This is a genomic window from Bartonella sp. AA2SXKL (assembly GCF_042197205.1).
GTDB lineage: Bacteria > Pseudomonadota > Alphaproteobacteria > Rhizobiales > Rhizobiaceae > Bartonella.
In genome coordinates this window covers 1-1,445 of sequence record NZ_JBHIRN010000048.1, presented here as the reverse complement: position 1 = coordinate 1,445, position 1,445 = coordinate 1, and the positions used below count along the sequence as shown (strand labels likewise).

General features: G+C 42.2%; 1 pseudogene. It reads left to right on the top strand.

What is annotated here, in order from left to right:
* Window positions 1-1,445, top strand: a pseudogene (locus ACFINS_RS09620) (hypothetical protein); the annotation flags it as partial.

Below are 1,445 nucleotides of genomic sequence, written 5' to 3'. Positions count from 1 at the left end.
TAAGTTTAATGAACTTACTGAAAACATCACGAATATTACTCAGGAAGTTCAAGGCGATGCGCTGTTGTGGGATAAGGCCGCAGAGGCGTTTGTAGCGACGCATGGAGAGAAGGAAAGCAAGAGTAAGATTACATTTCTTTCCAATGGAGAGGTTTCTGCAAGCTCAAGTGATGCGGTCAATGGTTCTCAGCTTTTTGCGACCAATCAAAATGTAAGCAGTGTATCTAACAATCTTGAAACAACAGCTACGAATATAGCTAAATCCTTTGGTGGTGGCGCTGAATATAAAGAAGGTCATTGGAGTGCTCCAAGCTTCAAAGTTAAGATCGTCAAAGAAGATGGCAGTGCTGTTGAAGAGCAAAGTTATGATGATGTTGCTAAAGCATTTGCTGGTGTAGGGAATTCATTCACGAATATTCACAAAGAGCTTAAGAATGAGATTAACCAAGTTGTGGGAGATAGTCTTGTTAAACAAGATGAAAAGACACATGTTATTAGTGTAGGGGGTGAAAAGAGTGGTACAGAAGTTAAGCTTTCGAATATTGATGGTGCCGCACGGACTCTTTCCGGTGTGAAAGCAGGAACGCTTTCGGAAGCCTCAAGTGAGGTGGTCAATGGTTCTCAGCTTTTTGATACGAATAAGACTGTTGCAACTTATTTAGGTGGTGGCGCTGAATATAAGGAAGGTCAATGGAGTGCTCCAAGTTTCAAAGTTAAGATTGTCAAAGAAGATGGCAGTGCCGTTGAAGAGCAAAGTTATGATGATGTTGCCAAAGCGTTTGCTGGTGTTGGTGATTCATTCATGAATATTCATAAAGAGCTTCAGAATGAGATTAATAAAGTTGTAGGAGATAGTCTTGTTAAGCAGGATGATGCTACGAAGGTAATCAAGATAGGTGATGAAAAAGAGGGTAGTGCAATCACAATTTCAAACATGAATGGTGATGCACGTAGTCTCTCTGGCGTGAAAGCGGGCACACTTTCTGAAGGCTCGACGGAAGCAGTGAATGGTTCTCAGCTTTATTCCTTGAATCAGACGCTGGCGACTTATTTTGGTGGTGGAGCTCACTATGAAGATGGTCAATGGGTAGCACCTACTTTCAAAGTTACGACATTTAATGATGATGGTAGTCCAGAAGAGCATAGCTACCCTAATATTGCGGAAGCGTTTGCTGGTGTAAGCAATTCCTTTACAAAGCTTCATAATGAGATTTCAGACAATATTGAGCAGAATGCGTTGTTGTGGAGTGATGAAGACAGTGCGTTTGTAGCGCTTCATGGGAAGGGAGATAAAAGAAGTAAGAGCAAACTGAAGTCAGTTTTAGATGGCGATATTTCTGAAGGTTCGACAGAGGCGATTACGGGCAATCAGCTTTATTCCTTGCATCAGACGCTAGCGATGTATTTAGGAGGGGGAGCTAGCTATGAAGGTGGCGAATGGAGGG